Origin of the sequence: Streptomyces sp. PA03-1a, assembly GCF_033792805.1 — a bacterium.
Taxonomy (GTDB): Bacteria; Actinomycetota; Actinomycetes; order Streptomycetales; family Streptomycetaceae; genus Actinacidiphila.
Window position 1 is genome coordinate 21,755 of the sequence record NZ_JARAVO010000074.1, and the last position, 15,926, is coordinate 37,680.

Below are 15,926 nucleotides of genomic sequence, written 5' to 3' on the forward strand. Positions count from 1 at the left end.
CCCATGCGCATGGCGGCCACGACCACGATGATCCACAACAGCAGGGCGGGCAGGCGGCAGGCCATGCGCCGGATCCGGCCCCGCCGTTCCCCCGCGATCCCGCTGCTCCTGCTGGCCTGGGCGGGCGCCGCCGGGGTCGTGTGGCTGTGGTGGGGCAACACCCCCTACATCCAGCCGACCACGGCCGGCTGGCTCACCGCGGCGGGCCGGATCACCGGCCTGCTCGGCGGCTACGCCATCGCCCTGGTCGTCCTGCAGATGGCGCGCGTCCCCGCGCTGGAGCGGCGCGTGGGCAGCGACCGGGTAGCCCGCTGGCACGCGATGAGCGGCCGGTACGCCGTCTGCCTGGTCGTCGTCCACGTCGCGCTCATCCTGTGGGGTTACTCCGAGCAGTCCGGGCAGCCGCTCGTACAGCAGTCGGTCTCCGTGGTCCTGGACTACCCGCGCATGATCGAGGCGACGGCCGGCACCGTGCTGCTGCTGGTCATCGGCTTCGTCTCGGCGGGCGTCCTGCGCCGCCGGCTGCGCTACGAGACCTGGTACTACGTCCACCTGCTGACCTACGCAGCGGTCTACCTGACCTTCTGGCACCAATTGGCCACCGGTGCCGAGTTCGCCGGCAGCGCCACCGCGCGCGGCATCTGGTACGCGCTGTACGGCTCGGTGACGGGGCTGGTCCTCTGGTACCGGGTGCTGGTGCCGGTCCGGCTCAACATGAGGCACCGCATGCGGGTCGCGGAGACCGTCGAGGAGGCGCCGGGCGTGGTCTCGGTGCTGATCACGGGACGCAGGCTGCACCGCCTGGGCGCGGAGCCCGGCCAGTTCTTCCGCTGGCGCTTCCTCGCCCCGGGGCTGCGCTGGAGCGCCAACCCGTACTCGCTGTCGGCGCCGCCCCGGCCCGACCTGCTGCGGATCACCGTCAAGGCGGTGGGCGGCCACAGCTCCGCGCTGGCCTCGCTCGAACCCGGCACACGGGTGTGGGCCGAGGGCCCCTACGGCGCCATGACGGCCGCCCGCCGCCGCGGCGGCAAGGTGCTGCTGCTGGCGGGCGGCGCCGGGATCACCCCGCTGCGGGCGCTGTTCGAGACGCTGCCGGCCGCGCCCGGCGACCTCACGCTGCTGTACCGGGCCCGCAGCAGGCAGGACCTCGCGCTGTGGGCTGAGCTGGAGGAGATCGCCGCCGAACGCGGCGCACGCCTGGTGTACGCGGTGAACGGACCCGGCGGCGCCCGCCCGGAGATCACCGCGCAGGGACTGCGGCGGATGCTGCCGGACATCGACCGGCACGACGTGTACCTGTGCGGCCCCCCGGGGCTGGCCGAGGAGTCGTACTCCGCGCTGCGCGAGGCGGGAGTGCCCGAACGCCGTATCCACCACGAGTCCTTCGAGATGTGAGGTCCGAGTGAAGAAGAAGCACCCGCTGCGCCGGATCCTCCTGAGCAGCGTGACGACCGTCTCCGGGGTCGTGCTGCTGCTCGCCCTGAAGCCGACGACGGCGCCCTTCACCTCGCAGGCCGGGGCCCCGGCACAGCAGGTGCCGCCGGTCTCCGCGGCCCCCTCGCCCGCCGGCCCGGACCCGTCGGTGCCGGTGGCCTCGGCCCCGGCGGACGGACGCGGCACCGGCGGGGCGCGGGCCCCGGGGAAGCAGGGTGGCGCGCCCGCGCGGAAGACCGTCACCGGGGACGTCGCGCAGACCAGCTACGGCCCCGTCCAGGTCAAGATCACGGTCGACGGGGGGCGGATCGTCTCGGCCGCGGCCGTCCAGGCGCCCGCGGGCACCCCCACCAGCGACCAGCTCACCGCCAGCGCCGTCCCGCAGCTCGACCGGGCCGCGGTCACCGCCCAGAGCGCGCAGATCGACACCGTCTCCGGTGCCTCCTTCACCAGCGAGGGCTACCGCAAGTCGCTGCAGAGCGCCCTGGACAAGGCCGGTGCCTGACGATGTCCGACAACCCCCCGCGCCTGCGGCACGTGGAGCACTGCATGGGGACGGTGTTCTCCTTCGACGTGCGCGGTGCCCGCGAGCCGCGCGTCCGGGCGGCCCTGGACGAGGCGGTGGCGGGCCTGCACCAGGTCGACGCGGTGTTCTCCACCTTCCGGGCCGACAGCGAGATCAGCCGGCTGGGCCGTGGTGAACTCGCCCTCGCGCAGTGCTCACGCGAGGTGCGCGAGGTCCTGGGGCTGTGCGAGGACGCCGAGCGCCGCACCGACGGCTGGTTCACCCCGCGCTACGCGGGCCCCGGCACCGCGCTCGACCCCACCGGCCTGGTCAAGGGCTGGGCGGTCGAGCGGGCCGCCAGGACGATCGCGGCGGCGGGCGCCGGGAAGGTCTGCCTCAACGGCGGCGGCGACGTCCAGCTGACCGGCGGCCCCTGGCGGGTCGGCATCGCCGATCCGCTGCGGCCCGGGGGGCTGGCCACCGTCGTCGAGGCGGACGGCGAGCTGGCCGTCGCCACCTCCGGTCCCGCCGAACGCGGCTGCCACATCCTCGACCCGCACACGGGTGCGCCGCCCGCCGGGGGACTCGCGTCGCTCACCGTGGTGTGCGCGTCCCTCACCGAGGCGGACACCTGGGCGACGGCCGGCTACGCCATGGGCGGCCGGGCCCGGGAGTGGCTGGAAGGACTCCCCGATGTGGAGGCCTTCGCCGTCGACCCCGACGGCACGACCTGGCACACCTCGGGATTCGGGCGTTTCGTCGCCAAGTTGAGCGCTTGACGATCAGCTGTTCCAGGTGGCAAGAATGCGTCACATGGATCTGCAACTGAACGGCAAGGTCGTGCTGGTCACCGGAGGGTCCGACGGACTCGGCGCGGCCCTTGTCCGGCGGCTGACCGCCGAGGGCGCCAAGGTGGCGCTGTGCGGACGTGACCCCGAGCGCATCGAGCACGTGGTGAAGGAACTGGGCGCCACCGGCGCCGACGTACTGGGCGTGCCGGCCGACGTCACCCGCCCCGAGGACCTCGAGCGCTTCGTCGCCGCCGCCGACGGGCGCTGGGGACGGATCGACGCCGTGGTCAACAACGCCGGGCGCAGCGCGGCCGGCTTCTTCGAGCGCCAGGACGACTCGGTGTGGGAGGAGGACCTGCAGCTGAAGCTGCACGCCGCGGTGCGGCTGACCCGGCTGGCACTCCCCCACCTGCGCGCCGCGGGGGGCGGCAGCGTCGTCAACACCCTCGCCGTCTCCGCCAAGTCCCCCGGCGCGGGCAGCACCCCGACCTCGGTCTCCCGCGCGGCCGGCCTCGCGCTGACCAAGGCGCTGTCCAAGGAGCTCGGGCCCGACAACATCCGGGTCAACGCCGTGCTCGTCGGCCTGGTCGAGAGCGGCCAGTGGACCCGGCAGGCCGAGGAGCGCGGGATCACCGTCGAGGAGCTGTACGCCACGATGGGCCGCGAGTCCGGCATCCCCCTGGGCCGGGTGGGCCGCGCCGAGGAGTTCGCGGACCTGGTGGCCTTCCTGCTGTCCGGCCGGGCCGGCTACGTCACCGGCACCGGCATCAACTTCGACGGGGGCCTGAGCCCCGTCGTCTGACCGGGCCCGGGGCCCGGTCCTAACCGCCCGCGGCCAGGCGCAGCAGGTGGTCGGCGACCGCCTGCCCGCCGGCCGGGTCGCGGCTGATCAGCATGACCGTGTCGTCGCCCGCGATCGTGCCGAGGATGTCGTACACCTCGGCCTGGTCGATCGCGGAGGCGAAGAACTGCGCCGCGCCGGGCGGGGTGCGGACGACGACGAGGTTGGCCGAGGCCTCCGCGGAGATCAGCAGTTCTCCGGCGAGGCGGCTCATCCGCTCCTCCTTCACCGACTCCCCGAGCGGCGCCATGGGGGTGCGGAAACCGCCCTCGCTGGGCACGGCGTAGATGAGTTCGCCGTTGTTGGTGCGGATCTTCACCGCGCCCAGTTCGTCGAGGTCACGGGAGAGCGTCGCCTGGGTGACGCTCAGCCCGTCGTCGGAGAGCAGCTTGGCGAGCTGGCTCTGGGACCGCACCGGCAGCCGGTTGAGGATGTCGACGATCCGCCGGTGGCGTGCCATCCGGGTCTGCGGTACGGCGGCGGCTCCCCCGCCGGCCTGCTGCTGCGCCTCGCTCATCGTCGTGTCATTCTCCGGATCGGTGTCCCTCTGCGGCATGTACGGCGTCGAGGACACCCGGCAGCGCCCCCAGGAACGCGTCCACCTCGGCGTCACCGAGGATCAGCGGCGGGGCGAGCCGCACCGTGTCGGGTACGGCGGCGTTCACCAGGAGTCCGGCGTCCTGAGCCGCCTTCTGCACCTGCGCGGAGAGCGGCTCGGTGAGCACGATACCCAGCAGGAGGCCCGCACCGCGCACGTGATCGACCAGAGGGTGGTCCAGCGCCTCGACGCCCTGGCGCAGTTTCTCGCCCTGGCGCTTGACGTTGTCCAGCACGCCCTCCTGGGCGATGGTGTCCAGGACGGCCAGCGCCGCGGCGCAGGCCACCGGGTTGCCGCCGAAGGTGGTGCCGTGCTGACCGGGAGTCAGCAGCTCGGCCGCGGGGCCGAAGGCGAGCGTGGCGCCGATGGGCAGGCCGCCGCCGAGCGCCTTGGCGAGGGTGACGACGTCCGGCTCGACGCCCTGCGCCTGGTGCTCGAACCAGTGGCCGGTGCGGCCGATGCCGGTCTGCACCTCGTCCATGACGAGCAGGGTGCCGGTGGCGCGGGTGATCTCCCGGGCGGCGGCCAGGTATCCGGCCGGGGGCACGATGACGCCGTTCTCGCCCTGGACGGGCTCGAGCATCACCAGCGCGGTCCGCTCGGTGACGGCGGCGCGCAGCGCGTCGGCGTCGCCGTAGGGCACATGGGTGACGTCACCGGGCAGGGGGCGGAAGGACTCCTGCTTCCCCGGCTGCCCGGTGAGCGCGAGCGCGCCCATGGTGCGGCCGTGGAAGCCGCCGTCGGTGGCCACCATGTGCGTACGGCCCGTCAGCCGGCCGATCTTGAAGGCGGCTTCGTTGGCCTCGGCGCCGGAGTTGCAGAACAGCACACGGCCGGGCCGGCCGGACAGCTGGAGCAGCCGCTCGGCGAGGGCGACCGTGGGCTCGGCGATGAAGAAGTTCGAGACGTGGCCGAGGGTCGCGATCTGCTCGGAGACCGCGCGGACGACGGCGGGGTGGGCGGTGCCGAGGGCGTTGACCGCGATGCCGCCGAGGAAGTCCAGGTACTCGTTGCCGTCGGCGTCCCAGTACCGGGCGCCCTCGCCGCGGACCAGGGGCAGCCGCGGGGTGCCGTAGTTGTCCATCAGGGAGCCCTGCCAGCGCCGTGTGAGCGCCTCGTTCCCCTGGTCGCCGGTCCCGGTCATGCCCGTTCCCCTTCGTTCCGCGATGTGCCGCCCGCCGTGTCGACGCCGTCGGGTACCACCATCGTGCCGATTCCCTCGTCGGTGAAGATCTCCAGCAGGATCGAGTGCTGGACCCGCCCGTCGATGACCCGGGCGGTGTGGACGCCGTTGCGCACCGCGTGCAGGCACCCCTCCATCTTGGGCACCATGCCGCTGGACAGCTCGGGCAGCAGTTTCTCCAGCTCGCTCGCGGTGAGCCGGCTGATCACCTCGTCGCTGTTCGGCCAGTCCTCGTACAGGCCCTCGACGTCCGTGAGGACCATCAGGGTCTCCGCGCCGAGCGCGGCCGCGAGCGCCGCCGCGGCGGTGTCGGCGTTGACGTTGTAGATGTGGCCGTCGTCGGCGCTGCGGGCGATGGAGGAGACGACCGGGATGCGGCCGTCGTCCAGCAGGGCCCGGATGGCACCGGTGTCGATCTCGGTGATCTGCCCGACCCGGCCGATGTCGACGGCCTCGCCGTCGATCATCGGGCGGTGCCGGGTCGCGCTGATGGTGTGGGCGTCCTCACCGGTCAGGCCGACGGCGAGCGGGCCGTGCTGGTTGAGCAGGTTGACCAGCTCGCGCTGCACCTGCCCGGCGAGCACCATGCGGACGACGTCCATGGCCTCCGGGGTGGTGACCCGCAGCCCCGCCTTGAACTCGCTGACCAGGCCCTGCTTGTCGAGCTGCGCGCTGATCTGCGGGCCGCCGCCGTGCACCACGACCGGCTTGAGGCCGGCGTGCCGCAGGAAGACGACGTCCTGGGCGAAGGCCGCCTTCAGCTCCTCGTCGACCATGGCGTTGCCGCCGAACTTGATGACGACCGTTTTGCCGTGGTGCCGGGTCAGCCAGGGCAGCGCCTCGATCAGGATCTGCGCCTTGGGCAGGGCCGTGTGCTTGCGGGCGCTCATGAGCTGTAGGCGCTGTTCTCGTGGACGTACTCGGCGGTCAGGTCGTTGGTCCAGATGGTCGCGGTCTCGGTGCCGGCGGCGAGGTCGGCGGTGATGTGGACCTCGCGGTAGCGCATGTCGACCAGCTCGCGGTCCTCGCCGACGGAGCCGGACTTGCAGACCCACACGCCGTTGATCGCGACGTTGAGGCGGTCCGGCTCGAAGGCGGCGGAGGTGGTGCCGATCGCCGAGAGCACCCGGCCCCAGTTGGGGTCCTCGCCGTGGATCGCGCACTTGAGGAGGTTGTTGCGGGCGATGGAGCGGCCCACCTCGACGGCGTCGTCCTCGGTCGCCGCGTTGACGACCTCGATCTTGATGTCCTTGGAGGCGCCTTCGGCGTCGCGGATCAGCTGGCGGGCGAGGTCGGCGCAGACCTGCTCGACGGCGGCGGCGAACGGCTCCGGTGCGGGGGTGACGCCGGAGGCACCGGAGCCGAGCAGCAGCACCGTGTCGTTGGTCGACATGCAGCCGTCGGAGTCGGCCCGGTCGAAGGTGGTGCGGGTGGCGGCGCGCAGCGCCCCGTCGAGGGCGGCGGAGTCCAGGTCGGCGTCGGTGGTGAGGACGACCAGCATGGTGGCCAGGCCCGGTGCGAGCATGCCCGCGCCCTTGGCCATGCCGCCGACCGTCCAGCCCTCGCCCTCGTACACGGCGGTCTTGTGGACGGTGTCGGTGGTCTTGATGGCGATGGCGGCCTTCTCGCCGCCGTGGGCGGAGAGCTCGGCCGCCGCCTTGGCGACGCCCGGCAGCAGCCTGTCCATAGGCAGCCGGACGCCGATCAGCCCGGTGGAGCAGACGGCGACCTCCCCCGCGCTCTGCCCGAGGGCGTCGGCGACCGCCTCGGCGGTGGCGTGGGTGTCCTGGAAGCCCAGGGGGCCCGTACAGGCGTTGGCGCCACCGGAGTTGAGGACGACGGCGGAGACCTGACCGCCCTTGAGGACCTGCTCCGACCACAGGACGGGGGCGGCCTTGACGCGGTTGGAGGTGAAGACGCCGGCCGCGGCGAGCCGCGGACCGTTGTTCACCACGAGGGCGAGGTCCGGGTTGCCGTTCTCCTTGATCCCGGCGGCGATACCCGCCGCCGTGAATCCCTGTGCTGCCGTGACGCTCACTGTGTCGTCTCCTTGTCCGCTTCTGGGCCGACGCACCGCAGGGGCGCGGCCTTCGCCGTGATGTCGGTGTACGGCCCGGTCACCGGGGCCGTGCCGGGCGCGTCGGCCCCCGCGCCGCAGGGCGCGGCCCGGGTGAGCAGCTCGGCGACGGCGCGGCGGGCGCGGGCGGCGGGGCGGGGGGTCATGGTGCGACCCCCGCGGTGCTCAGGCCCAGTCCCTCGGGGAGGCCGAGCGCGATGTTCATGCTCTGCACCGCGCCGCCGGCGGTCCCCTTGGTGAGGTTGTCGATGGCGCTGACGACGACGACCCGGCCGGCGGCCTCGTCGTACGCGACCTGGATCAGCGCGGCGTTCGAGCCGTACACGGCGGCGGTGGCGGGCCACTGGCCCTCCGGCAGCAGGTGCGCGAACGGTTCGTCGGCCAGCGCCTTCTCGTAGGCGCCCCGTACGGCGTCGGCGGTGGTGCCGGGCCTGGCCTTGGCGCTGCAGGTGGCGAGGATGCCGCGGGGCATCGGCGCCAGCGTCGGGGTGAAGGAGACGCAGACCCGCTCCCCGGCCACCCCGGAGAGGTTCTGGATCATCTCGGGGGTGTGCCGGTGCGTACCGCCGACGCCGTACGGGGTCATGTTGCCCATGACCTCGCTGCCCAGCAGGTGCGGCTTGGCGGCCTTGCCCGCACCGGAGGTGCCGGACGCGGCGACGACGACGGCCTCGGGCTCCACCAGGCCCGCCGCGTACGCGGGGAAGAGCGCGAGCGTGACCGCGGTGGGGTAGCAACCGGGCACCGCGATGCGCCTGGAGCCCGCCAGCGCGGCGCGCGCACCCGGCAGCTCCGGAAGGCCATACGGCCACGTGCCCGCGTGCGGGGAGCCGTAGAACCGCTCCCAGTCCGCGGCGTCCTCGAGCCGGAAGTCGGCGCCGCAGTCGACGACGAGGGCCGTGTCACCGAGCTGCTCGGCGACGGCGGCCGACTGCCCGTGCGGCAGCGCGAGGAAGACGACGTCGTGTCCGGCCAGCGCCTCCACGTCGGTCGCCTCCAGGACGCGGTCGGCCAGCGGCAGCAGATGCGGCTGCAGGCCGCCGAGGCGCTGCCCGGCGTTGGTGTTCCCGGTGAGCGCGCCGATCTCGATCTCGGGGTGGTTCAGCAACAGGCGCAGGATCTCCCCGCCCGCGTACCCGCTCGCTCCCGCCACCGCTGCCCGGAATGCCATGGACCCTCCTCGTCGATGGCATGACTATACGGCGCCCGGAAGTTTTATGCAAAGCTTTTCGGCCCGTTCCGGCCCCGCCGCCTATGACGAGGCTCTGCGCATGGCCCCTCAGGACGATAGTTGGCCCTCGCTCCGGACTCGCCACTACCACGTGAACATGCCGAGACGACCGGTATGGCTTCGTGCGGCCAAGTCGGGTCGGCGGGACACCGGCCACAGGCGTTCGCCCCAGACCGTGTCCTGTGCGGTGAGGATCAGAGGACCGCCCGCCGCGACCGCTCGGTAAGGCTCGGCCCCGGGTACGCAGACGGTCACCAACCACGGCAAGTCACCCTCCGGACCGGCCACCACCACCGGTGCCGTGAAAGCGCCACTGACCGCCTGGCGCGCTCAGTACGGATGGACGACCTTCAGCGCCACAGCCCGCCCGGCAAGCAAACGGCCCAAGAACACGCGACCCATACCGCCTGCACCAAGACGGCTTCCGGGATCTTTCAGCGCCGGTGGACGCTGACCGCGTAGCCGCCGCCCTCATAAGGGTCGGCGTCCCAGGTGGCGAAGCGGTCGACGAAGGCGAGGCTCGCCGCAGCGCAATAGGTGTCGTACTCCGGCAGCGTGATGCTTGGCGGCACCGGCAGGTGGGCCTCATCCAAGCCGAATCCGGAGACGAACAGACCCCCCGGGCGCAGCACCGCGGCCAGTCGGCTGACGGCCGCCGCCTCGGTACCTGTGGCGAGAAGCGGGAAAATGTTGCCGGCGGCGACCACGAGGTCGAAGCCCGCAGCGGCATGAACATCGGCCGGGGCAAAATCGGTCAAGTCGGCCCGGATCCACGTCAGGTCCGGCGCTTCCCTGCGGGCCACCGCCAGCATGGACTCATCGAGATCCACCCCGACACAGTCGTACCCGAGCTCCGCGAGCCGGATCATGACCCGTCCGGTACCGCACCCGGCGTCCAGCACCCGCGCTCCCACGGGCACGAGCGCGGCGCAGAATCGCGCCTCACCATGCATGTCCTTGCCGCCGTCGGCCACAACCGCCAGACGCGCGGCGTAGTCCTCTCCGGAGCTCCCACCAGTCAGCTCTTCCCAGCGATTCATGACGGCAAGGCTAGTCAAGCGGAACGATCACTCTGCCATCGCCCTCGGATGCCAGGGAAAGCCGGCGCCGAGTTCCCGGCCCGAACCCTGTCCGACCCCTGCGCGCCACGCGCTTGGCCCTGCGTCCGAGGTGACAAGACCTGGGCGAAGTCAACCCAGTCCACCGTCGACGAACATCGCGCCCTCGGCGTCTTCGCTGCCAACCCGGACACGGTGTTGGAGATCGGCCCTGGGTCCGGACGGTACCTGGAGAAGACGCTGAGAGAGTGTTCACCAGGCCGCTACGAGATCTACGAGACGGCAGCTCCCTGGGCCGCCTACCTGGTGGACGCGTTCAGCGTGGTCGCCCAGCCGACCGCAGAATCCCCGCGGCGCACCCCGTACGGGGCCGACCTGGCTCTCGGGGTGGGGCTGGTCGGCGGCCCCGGCACCGGCAACGGCCTCGTCGCATCGCGGCCACTGCTGATGGATGTCAGATCCGCCAACTGTCGTTCGTCGTCACAGCCGCCCTGGGGCCGGTGGGGCGCCCCGGAGTCCGGCGAGTCTCGGCACCCCGGTCGGCGTCCGGACCTCCGGCCGGTGGCGGCCGCGTGCCCTCACCGCGTCTACGAGCGGCGGCGGGGCTTGCCGCGCTTCGCGGGGCGGGGGGTCTTGGCGGACGTACGGCCGGACGACCTGCCCGCCGCCGGCTTGCGGCGCGCCGCCCCCTCCTCGGGGCGCTGCTTCTTCGGCTGCGGCTGGGCCTGGGTGCGGCCGCGGGTGCTGTTGACGGTGCGGCCGCGCACGATGCCGATGAAGTCCTCGACCCGGTCGGTCGTGGTGTCCTCGCGCCACGACAGGGCCACCCGCGACTGCGGGGCGTCGACCACCGTGCGGTAGGTGAGGTCGCGGCGGTGGTGCAGGCGCGCCAGCGACTGCGGCACGACCAGCACCCCCACGCCCGCCGCGACGAGCTCGACGGCGTCCGCGGTCGTGGCCGGGCGCTCGATCGCGGGCCGCCCGGGGGGTTGCTCCCAGTCCAGGGTGTCGTCGAGGGGGTGGAACACCACGTCGTCGGCCAGGTCCGCCAGCGACACCTCCTCGGCGGCCGCCACGAGGTGGTCCTTGGGGACGACGACGACCGTCGTCTCCGTGTAGAGGGGGATGGCGCTGAGGTCCGTCCGGTCGATCGGCAGCCGTACGAAGCCCGCGTCCGCGTCGAGGCCGCGGAGCATCCCGGGGACCTCGGCGGCCGTGACCATGACGAGCTCGAGCGGGACGTCCGGCAGCCGTTCCTGCCAGATCCGCACCCATTTGGCGGGGGTCACGCCCGGGACGTAGGCGAGGCGGAACGAGGGGGGAGCTTCCGAGCCGGTCATCCGGCCAGGCTACCCCGGCGCCGGTCGGGGACCGCTCCCGCGATCGATATCCTTGAGGCATGACGTCGCACCAATCCGCCCAGACCATGAAGCCCGCCACGGCGGCGAAGAAGCTGGGTGTGTACCTCGAGGCCACCCCCGCCGAGTTCCGGGAGGGCGTCGTGTCGCGCGACGAGCTGAACGCGCTGCAGGCCGACCCGCCCGAGTGGCTCCGGGAGCTGCGCCGCAACGGCCCGCACCCGCGCCCGGTGGTGGCGGCGAAGCTGGGCATCTCCAACTCCGGCCTCGCCCGCGGCGGGGTCACCGAGGCGCTCACCACGGAGCAGATCGAGGCCCTGAAGCAGGAAGAGCCCGAGTGGCTGCAGAAGGAGCGCGCCACCCAGGCCGAGGTCCGCAAGGAGGCCGCACGCCTCAAGGAGCGCGACGCGGAGCGCGCCGGCGGCGCCGACGCCTGACGTCCCCCTCTCGCCTCCGTACGCCGCCCCGCGCCCACCGCGCGGGGCGGCGTCGTTCCGGCTCGCCACCCGGACCCGCCGGCGGCTTGGGCACCGCTGGGGGTACCCGCGCCGTCTGCCAGGCGGCCGACCGGCGCAGCCGCCGGTCGCCCCCGCGCGCGGCTACTTGCCCGCCCCGTTCCCCCTCGTCGTCATCGCCTGGGCGACCGATGATCCCGAGTCCGTCAGCTTCACGGTGCAGCGCCGCTTCGCGCTCTCCCCGGCGCGCCGCGCCGTGAGCGCTCGCCGGGCGGCGGCCACCTCCTCGCAGGTGCCGTCTCTCCCGACGGCGGGTTCACGACGCGCCGAGGACCGATCTTCGGGAGCCGCGGCCCGAGCGCCGTCCCGGCCTTCCGGCGGACCGGGCGCAGGCCACCGTCGCCTCGCGGAGCGAAGGCCGGACCCCGGCGCGGGCTGGCTCCCGCCACCTCCACAAAGCGCGTTCCGGTCCGTTGACAGCGCCGTGGGCGCGTCGCAGACTCGGTGCTCAAACGTTCAATGAACGATAGTTCACTGTGCGAACGAGGGCGTTCGCGTGCCAGACAGGGGCTGCCATGACCATCACCCGCGAACTGCTGATCGGCGGCAAGGACGTCCCGGCCGTCTCCGGACGCACGGCCGAGGACGTGAGCCCCTTCACCGGGGAGGTGTACGCGACCGTGGCCGCCGGGGGTGCGGAGGACATCACCCGGGCGGTGGACGCGGCCGAGGCCGCGTTCCCGGAGTGGGCGGCGCTCAGCCCGTTCGCACGGCGCAAGATCTTCCTGACCGCGGCCGACCTGCTGGAGGCCCGCACCGAGCAGGCCGCCGAGATCATGGCGCACGAGGCCGGCGGCACGCGCCCCTGGGCGTACTTCAACGTCGGGCTGGCCGCCAACATCCTGCGCGAGGTGGCCGCCGCCGTCACCGCGCCGCGCGGTGAGGTGCTCAGCGCGCAGGAGGAGGGCGTCCTCGGCATGGCGGTGCGCGAGCCGGTCGGCGTCGTGGGCGCCTTCGCTCCGTGGAACGCCCCGGTCATCCTGGGTGTCCGCGCGGTCGCCGCGCCGCTGGCGGCGGGCAACACGGTGGTGGTGAAGCCGAGCGAGGACGCCCCGGTGGCCTGCGGCCTGTTCGTCGCGGACGTGCTGCGCGAGGCCGGGCTGCCCGACGGCGTGCTGAACGTGGTGACCAACGCCCGTGAGGACGCGGCGGAGGTCGCCGAGGCCCTCATCGCCGACCCGAGGGTCCGCATCGTCAACTTCACCGGGTCGACCGAGGTCGGGCGGATCATCGGCACCCATGCCGCGCGCCACCTCAAGCCCGCCGTGCTGGAGCTCGGCGGCAAGAACGCGATCGTCGTGCTGGACGACGCCGACGTGGACTACGCCGTCGACGCCGCCGTCTTCGGCGTCTTCCTCAACTCCGGGCAGATCTGCATGTCCGGCGACCGGATCCTCGTCCACGAGAGCCTCGCCGAGGAGTTCACGGCCAAGTTCGCCGCCAAGGTCGGCACGCTGCCCTCGGGCGACCCCTCGCACCCGCACACCGTGATCGGCCCGCTGGTGAGCTCCGCCTCCGCGCGGCGCGTCGCGGAGCTGGTGCGGGACGCGGTCGCCAAGGGCGCCACCGTGCTGACCGGCGGCGGTGAGCCGGACGGCGCGGTGCACCCGGCCACCGTGCTGCGGGACGTGCCCAAGGACGCGGAGGTCTACTACGGGGAGGCCTTCGGCCCCGTCGTCACCGTGGCCTCCTTCGCCGACGACGACGAGGCCGTGGCCCTGGCCAACGACACCGACCACGGTCTGACCGCGGGCGTCATCACGGAGAACGGCACCCACGGGCTCGCCGTCGCCCGCCGGCTGCGCACCGGCATCGTGCACGTCAACGACCAGTCCGTGGCGGACGAACCGCAGGCGCCGTTCGGCGGCTTCAAGGCCTCCGGCTACGGCCGCTTCGGCGGCCGCTGGGGCCTGGAGGCGTTCTCCAACACCCGCTGGGTCACCCTGGCCACGCAGCAGGCGCACTACCCGTTCTGAACCCCGTGGTGAGCGGGGCGTAGGGTCCGACCATGGACGATCCGGTCGGCGCGGCCCGCGCCCTGCTCGCAGAACGCTTCCCCGACGCCCTGGCGGGCTTCCTGGGCGGGTCCACGGCCCGCGGTGAGGGGACGGCGACGTCCGACCTGGACGTGGTCGTCGTCCTCGATCCGCCCGCCGGGTGCCACGCGGAATCGTTCACCTGGGGCTCCTGGCCGGTCGAGCTCTTCGTGCACACCACCGAGTCGCTGCCTGCCTTCATGGGGTGGGACCGCGACCGCGGCAGCGGCACGATGGCGTTCATGTGCGCGCGGGGCGTCGTCCTGCTCGACCGCGACGGCACCGCCGCCCGGCTGCGCGACACGGCGGAGCGCATCCTCGCCGCCGGGCCGCCCGCCGTCCCGGACGCCGAGCGCGACCACCGGCGCTACGCCGTCACCGACCTGCGCGACGACCTCCTCGGCGCCCGGGACGAGGAGGAACTCCTCGCCGTGGCCGCTGCCCTGCTGGACCGCGCCGCCGAGCTGCTGCTTGCTACGCGCGGCCACTGGCGCGGTGGCGGCAAGTGGCTGCCGCGCCGGCTGCGCGAGGCCGAGCCCGAGCTCGCGGGGCTCCTGCTCGGCGGTTACCGGGATCTCGTCCGCGGCGGCCCGCGCGAGCCCTTCGCCGCGGCGGTCGACGCGGTGCTGCACGCCTGCGGCGGCCCGCTGTGGGCGGGTTACCGGCGCACCCCCGACCCGCGCATGCTGGCGGAACTCGGCCTGCGGCCGGACTGAGCCCCGGGCGGCGTTCCAGAGGGTGCGGAGCGGACGCCCGAACCTAGACTGGAGGGGCAAGGCTGCGGACCGCCGAGTTCTCAGGAGGTCTACCGATGCACGCGAACAAGGGTGACCGGGTCAGGCAGCACGGGCGGGTAGTCGGCCAGCACGACAAGGTGGCCGAGATCGTCGAGGTCATGGGGCAGGAGGGCGAGCCGCCGTACCGCGTCCGGTACGACGACGGGCACGAGTGCATCCTGTCCCCAGGACCGGACTCGACGGTGGAGCACGGGCGGGGCGCGACCCCGACCCGCTGAACCGTTCCGCACCGGATCGTGCCGGACCGCGGCCGTCGCACCATGCGGCCGCGGTCCCGCTCGACGGCTCCCGCGCCCCCGGTCAGGGGCGGGGCGTGCGGACCCGCGTCGTGTAGTGGTCGGCGACGACCCGGGACATCGCGCCGATGGGGTCGGCGGCGACCTCCTTGGCGGAGAAGAAGACGTTGCCGAGCACCTGGGGATGGTTCCGGTCCAGTTCGAGGTGGCGGGAGAGTTCGGCCGGGTCCTGCCAGGCCTTGGCCTCGCCCGCGGCGCCCGCGCGGTACAGGGCCTCGCCGATGTAGAGCTGGACGCGGGTGCCGTCGACGACCTGGGCCCACCAGGGCACGAGCGTGGCGTAGTCGGCGACGTCGAAGCCGATGTGCCAGTACACCTGCGGGACGATGTAGTCGATCCAGCCCTTGCGGACCCAGCCGCGCGTGTCGGCGTAGAGGTCGTCGTACGTCTGGACCCCGCCGCGGGTGTCGGAGCCGCGCGGGTCCGTGCGGCGGTTGCGCCAGACGGCGAAGGGGCTGACGCCGAAGCGGGTGGCGGGGCGGAGCGCCCGGATGCGGGCGGCGGTCTCGCTGACGAGCAGGTCGATGTTGTCGCGCCGCCAGGACGCGAGGTCGTCGAAGCCCTCCCCGTACCGGGCGAAGGCGTCGTCGTCGGCGAAGTGCCGGCCGGCGACCGGATAGGGGTAGAAGTAGTCGTCCCAGTGCACCCCGTCGACGGGGTAGCGGCGGACGGCATCGAGCATGGCGTCCTGCACGAAGCGCCGCACCTGGGGGATCCCCGGGTTGTAGTAGAGCTTGCCGCCGTAGGCGACGAGCCAGTCGGGGTTGACCCGGGCCGGGTGGTCCGGGGAGAGCCGTTCCGGGTCGTCGTGGGTGGCGACGCGGAACGGGTTGAACCAGGCGTGCAGTTCCAGCCCGCGCGCGTGCGCCTCCGCCACGGCCGTGCCGAGCGGGTCCCAGCCGGGGTCCCGCCCCTGGACACCGGTCAGGAACTCCGACCAGGGCTCGTACGGGGATGGCCACAGCGCGTCGGCGGTCGGCCGGACCTGCATGACGACCGCGTTGAGGCGCCGCTCGACGGCGAGGTCGAGGAAGCCGACGAGTTCGTCGTGCTGCTGACGGGCCGACAGCCCGCGGGCCGAGGGCCAGTCGCGGTTGGCGACCGTCGCCAGCCACATGCCGCGGAACTGCCCCGTCGCGCCGGCTCCGCCCGTCACGGCCCCGGCCGGGCCCGTCGCCGCCGGCCGCCCCGGCCGGGGCCGTGAGA

General features: G+C 73.4%; 17 protein-coding genes and 1 pseudogene. 9 read left to right on the top strand and 9 right to left on the bottom strand.

The genetic code is table 11. The features are described from left to right. Window positions 1-9: 9 nt before the first annotated feature. The 4 genes from PV341_RS18475 to PV341_RS18490 are packed head-to-tail and all read left to right on the top strand — an operon-like array spanning window position 10 to window position 3,532. Entirely contained in the window at window positions 10-1,395 is a 1,386-nt protein-coding gene (locus PV341_RS18475) for a ferredoxin reductase family protein (RefSeq protein WP_500322362.1), read from the top strand. Between the two features lie 7 nt (window positions 1,396-1,402). After that, on the top strand, window positions 1,403-1,939 hold the full coding sequence (locus PV341_RS18480) for an FMN-binding protein (RefSeq protein ID WP_500322360.1): 537 nt from the start codon (window positions 1,403-1,405) through the stop codon (window positions 1,937-1,939). Window positions 1,940-1,941: 2 nt separating this feature from the next. After that, window positions 1,942-2,718 (top strand): FAD:protein FMN transferase, encoded by a 777-nt coding sequence (locus PV341_RS18485; RefSeq protein WP_500358403.1) that lies wholly within the window; start codon window positions 1,942-1,944, stop codon window positions 2,716-2,718. Window positions 2,719-2,752: 34 nt separating this feature from the next. Beyond that, window positions 2,753-3,532 carry an SDR family oxidoreductase gene (locus PV341_RS18490; protein WP_500358404.1) on the top strand — a complete coding sequence of 260 codons (780 nt, stop codon included), beginning with the start codon at window positions 2,753-2,755 and terminating at the stop codon, window positions 3,530-3,532. 19 nt (window positions 3,533-3,551) lie between these two features. Here the strand turns inward: PV341_RS18490 and PV341_RS18495 are convergent, their stop codons facing one another. The 7 genes from PV341_RS18495 to PV341_RS18525 all read right to left on the bottom strand — a co-directional run bounded on the left by PV341_RS18495 (window position 3,552) and on the right by PV341_RS18525 (window position 9,700). Continuing rightward, on the bottom strand, window positions 3,552-4,088 hold the full coding sequence (locus tag PV341_RS18495) for an arginine repressor (RefSeq protein WP_499510863.1): 537 nt from the start codon (window positions 4,086-4,088) through the stop codon (window positions 3,552-3,554). Window positions 4,089-4,095: 7 nt separating this feature from the next. After that, window positions 4,096-5,313 (bottom strand): acetylornithine transaminase, encoded by a 1,218-nt coding sequence (locus PV341_RS18500; protein WP_500322356.1) that lies wholly within the window; start codon window positions 5,311-5,313, stop codon window positions 4,096-4,098. Then, entirely contained in the window at window positions 5,310-6,242 is a 933-nt protein-coding gene (gene argB / locus PV341_RS18505) for an acetylglutamate kinase (RefSeq protein ID WP_499510865.1), read from the bottom strand. Before argB ends, PV341_RS18500 begins: the two co-directional genes overlap by 4 nt. Beyond that, complete coding sequence (gene argJ, locus PV341_RS18510; protein WP_500322354.1) at window positions 6,239-7,390, bottom strand: bifunctional glutamate N-acetyltransferase/amino-acid acetyltransferase ArgJ; 1,152 nt, start codon at window positions 7,388-7,390, stop codon at window positions 6,239-6,241. Before argJ ends, argB begins: the two co-directional genes overlap by 4 nt. Next, entirely contained in the window at window positions 7,387-7,575 is a 189-nt protein-coding gene (locus tag PV341_RS18515) for a hypothetical protein (RefSeq protein ID WP_499510867.1), read from the bottom strand. The genes argJ and PV341_RS18515 overlap by 4 nt, the downstream gene beginning before the upstream one ends. Next, window positions 7,572-8,600: an N-acetyl-gamma-glutamyl-phosphate reductase gene (gene argC, locus PV341_RS18520; RefSeq protein WP_500322353.1), complete on the bottom strand. Its 1,029-nt coding sequence runs from the start codon at window positions 8,598-8,600 to the stop codon at window positions 7,572-7,574. The genes PV341_RS18515 and argC overlap by 4 nt, the downstream gene beginning before the upstream one ends. Before the next feature lie 494 nt (window positions 8,601-9,094). Continuing rightward, window positions 9,095-9,700 (bottom strand): class I SAM-dependent methyltransferase, encoded by a 606-nt coding sequence (locus PV341_RS18525; RefSeq protein WP_500322352.1) that lies wholly within the window; start codon window positions 9,698-9,700, stop codon window positions 9,095-9,097. 150 nt (window positions 9,701-9,850) lie between these two features. On the opposite strand from PV341_RS18525, the pseudogene PV341_RS18530 reads away from it, so the two are divergent. Further along, window positions 9,851-10,066 (top strand): annotated as a pseudogene (locus tag PV341_RS18530) (hypothetical protein); the annotation flags it as partial. 239 nt (window positions 10,067-10,305) lie between these two features. Here the strand turns inward: PV341_RS18530 and PV341_RS18535 are convergent. Further along, window positions 10,306-11,058, bottom strand: coding sequence for a LysR family transcriptional regulator substrate-binding protein (locus tag PV341_RS18535; RefSeq protein ID WP_500358405.1), 753 nt, complete (start codon window positions 11,056-11,058; stop codon window positions 10,306-10,308). Window positions 11,059-11,117: 59 nt separating this feature from the next. Here PV341_RS18535 and PV341_RS18540 point away from each other — a divergent pair, with 59 nt between their 5' ends. From PV341_RS18540 to PV341_RS18555, 4 genes are all read left to right on the top strand, one after another. Next, a complete protein-coding gene (locus tag PV341_RS18540) occupies window positions 11,118-11,513 on the top strand; it encodes a DUF5997 family protein (RefSeq protein WP_500322350.1) in 396 nt (131 codons plus the stop codon). 593 nt (window positions 11,514-12,106) lie between these two features. Beyond that, window positions 12,107-13,567: an aldehyde dehydrogenase family protein gene (locus PV341_RS18545; protein WP_500358406.1), complete on the top strand. Its 1,461-nt coding sequence runs from the start codon at window positions 12,107-12,109 to the stop codon at window positions 13,565-13,567. Between the two features lie 32 nt (window positions 13,568-13,599). Then, the gene (locus PV341_RS18550; RefSeq protein WP_500358407.1) at window positions 13,600-14,343 is read left to right on the top strand and encodes a nucleotidyltransferase domain-containing protein; all 744 of its coding nucleotides are present in this window, start codon (window positions 13,600-13,602) and stop codon (window positions 14,341-14,343) included. Window positions 14,344-14,438: 95 nt separating this feature from the next. Continuing rightward, window positions 14,439-14,642 (top strand): DUF1918 domain-containing protein, encoded by a 204-nt coding sequence (locus PV341_RS18555; protein WP_499510881.1) that lies wholly within the window; start codon window positions 14,439-14,441, stop codon window positions 14,640-14,642. Between the two features lie 82 nt (window positions 14,643-14,724). Here the strand turns inward: PV341_RS18555 and PV341_RS18560 are convergent. Next, a partial coding sequence (locus PV341_RS18560; protein WP_500358409.1) for a glycoside hydrolase family 10-like protein occupies window positions 14,725-15,926 on the bottom strand: 1,202 nt, incomplete at its 5' end.

What these genes read in the sequence shown, in the direction of transcription:
- PV341_RS18475 (WP_500322362.1), top strand. Translation starts at nt 10, where the DNA reads ATGGCGGCCACGACCACGATGATCCACAACAGCAGGGCGGGCAGGCGG.
- PV341_RS18485 (WP_500358403.1), top strand. Translation starts at nt 1,942, where the DNA reads ATGTCCGACAACCCCCCGCGCCTGCGGCACGTGGAGCACTGCATGGGG.
- PV341_RS18490 (WP_500358404.1), top strand. Translation starts at nt 2,753, where the DNA reads ATGGATCTGCAACTGAACGGCAAGGTCGTGCTGGTCACCGGAGGGTCC.
- PV341_RS18495 (WP_499510863.1), bottom strand. Translation starts at nt 4,088, where the DNA reads ATGAGCGAGGCGCAGCAGCAGGCCGGCGGGGGAGCCGCCGCCGTACCG.
- PV341_RS18500 (WP_500322356.1), bottom strand. Translation starts at nt 5,313, where the DNA reads ATGACCGGGACCGGCGACCAGGGGAACGAGGCGCTCACACGGCGCTGG.
- argB (WP_499510865.1), bottom strand. Translation starts at nt 6,242, where the DNA reads ATGAGCGCCCGCAAGCACACGGCCCTGCCCAAGGCGCAGATCCTGATC.
- PV341_RS18515 (WP_499510867.1), bottom strand. Translation starts at nt 7,575, where the DNA reads ATGACCCCCCGCCCCGCCGCCCGCGCCCGCCGCGCCGTCGCCGAGCTG.
- argC (WP_500322353.1), bottom strand. Translation starts at nt 8,600, where the DNA reads ATGGCATTCCGGGCAGCGGTGGCGGGAGCGAGCGGGTACGCGGGCGGG.
- PV341_RS18525 (WP_500322352.1), bottom strand. Translation starts at nt 9,700, where the DNA reads ATGAATCGCTGGGAAGAGCTGACTGGTGGGAGCTCCGGAGAGGACTAC.
- PV341_RS18535 (WP_500358405.1), bottom strand. Translation starts at nt 11,058, where the DNA reads ATGACCGGCTCGGAAGCTCCCCCCTCGTTCCGCCTCGCCTACGTCCCG.
- PV341_RS18540 (WP_500322350.1), top strand. Translation starts at nt 11,118, where the DNA reads ATGACGTCGCACCAATCCGCCCAGACCATGAAGCCCGCCACGGCGGCG.
- PV341_RS18545 (WP_500358406.1), top strand. Translation starts at nt 12,107, where the DNA reads ATGACCATCACCCGCGAACTGCTGATCGGCGGCAAGGACGTCCCGGCC.
- PV341_RS18550 (WP_500358407.1), top strand. Translation starts at nt 13,600, where the DNA reads ATGGACGATCCGGTCGGCGCGGCCCGCGCCCTGCTCGCAGAACGCTTC.
- PV341_RS18555 (WP_499510881.1), top strand. Translation starts at nt 14,439, where the DNA reads ATGCACGCGAACAAGGGTGACCGGGTCAGGCAGCACGGGCGGGTAGTC.